General features: G+C 47.2%; 2 protein-coding genes. Both read right to left on the reverse strand.

Annotated elements, in window-relative coordinates:
• Window positions 1–226: 226 nt before the first annotated feature.
• Window positions 227–613 (reverse strand): DNA-binding protein, encoded by a 387-nt coding sequence (locus HN413_09435; GenBank protein ID MBT3390621.1) that lies wholly within the window; start codon window positions 611–613, stop codon window positions 227–229.
• 250 nt (window positions 614–863) lie between these two features.
• The gene (locus tag HN413_09440) at window positions 864–1,499 is read right to left on the reverse strand and encodes an MBL fold metallo-hydrolase (GenBank protein ID MBT3390622.1); all 636 of its coding nucleotides are present in this window, start codon (window positions 1,497–1,499) and stop codon (window positions 864–866) included.
• Window positions 1,500–1,758: the final 259 nt, after the last annotated feature.

Consider the following 1,758-nt stretch of genomic DNA (forward strand, 5'->3'; position numbering starts at 1 on the left):
GAAGGTTCAATCTGAAAATCAGAAATTCAATATTACTTAGTTTACGGTGTACTTAATTATAAATTCAAAGATTGGTCTACTTAAAATCTTTTAGACCATTTGCAAACCAAATAACATCGTTTTCTAGAGCAAACATTACTACTTTACAAAGTAATACTGTTTGCTTGTGAAAGTAGTGCTGTTTACTTTGCTACACTGACTGAAATAAAAAACACCCTTCTAAAAACTATCCGGATGCTTTTCCAAAATCTGTATTCTCAATAACTTTCTTGAATTCCTTGCCCGGTGAAAATCGAGGTAATATTTTTGTTATGCTGCTGGCATTGACGGCTTCGGGGGTTTCTTGCCCATTGCTTTGAATTCGCAGTCTGAAAGAGCCAAATTCACCCAGGTCAACGATATTGCCATCGGCCAATTCTTTGGGAACAACTTGCAAAAATGCTTCCAACACAGCCAGAGTATCGATGCTGCTGACTGTTGATATACTGGCAATTTGTTCTGCAAGCTGGCGCAGCTTTAGTTTTCCTGAACTGATATTACTTGCATAATATTTCTTGGGTGCTTCGGGGTTTGCCGGATTTCCTCTGGCAACGACATTATATTTTGCACTCATTCCGTTCCTCCTCTACTTGTCCAATGACCCTGATCCAACTTAAAACAAAACTGCCTGGGCGCAACTAAAACCTGCCAATGCGCAGCCAAGCAGCCTGGTGTACAAACTTTCAGTGGAGATCGTAATTATCCCCAAAACAGCTTTCCCCTTTCTATGAAACCGCAATGAACTTACTTGATAACTGACATTATAGAAGAATGAACCAGGCGAGTCAATCGAGCATATGTTCTAAATTACACAAATATGCTTCTCACCCAAAAAACGGATTCCCCCGCCGCTCCTCGCCCACCGTAGTCGCTTCCATGTGCCCGGAGAGGATGCGCGTTTCGTCGGGGAGGGTTAGGACTTGCTCTCGGATGCTGCGCATCAATGTCTCAAAATCGCCGCCGGGGAGGTCGGTGCGGCCTATGCTGTGGCGGAAGATGACGTCGCCGGAGAAGAGCAGGTTTTCGGCAGAGCAATAGAACATGACGTGGCCTTGAGAGTGGCCGGGGGCGTGGCGCACTTCGAACTCGTAGGCTCCCAGGCGCAGAATCTGCCCGTGTGAGAGATCAATTGTCGGCTCGGGGCCGGGATCATCCAGGGGGATCCCGAAAAGCGCCGCGCCGCCTTTGGCTTGCCACAGGGGAATATCTTCGGGGTGCAAGGCTACCTGCGGGGGCTGAGGGCAACCCTGCGCCACGTCCGCCGCACCACCAAAATGGTCAAAATGCGCGTGCGTGTACCACATCTGCCTGATTTGCCAATCCTGCTCCTGAGCCACGGCCACTATCTTGTGACCGTCCCAGGCCGGGTCAATCACAGCGGCATCTTTGGTTTCGGTATCCGCAATCAGGTAGGCGTTAGTAAAGGCTGGGCCGAGAATGAAAGAGATTATCTTTAGCATAGGGTTTGATTCAACGAGTCAACGATATGATAGGATGGATAGAATGTGCAACCTGTAACCTTCAACGTGCAACCCATCTATTATACCCGCGCTTTTTCACTTGGAATCGCTCCCGAAGCATGTTAAACTCATAGAGCGAATCTTGTACACAAGAAACCAAAATCTTTCACCACGAAGACACGAAGAACACTAAGTTAGCTTTGTGTTCACCAAGAAAAACTCTGCGTACTTTGTGCCTTCGTGGTAGATTTCTTGTTTA

This window comes from Chloroflexota bacterium (genome assembly GCA_018648225.1).
Lineage (GTDB): Bacteria > Chloroflexota > Anaerolineae > Anaerolineales > UBA11858 > NIOZ-UU35.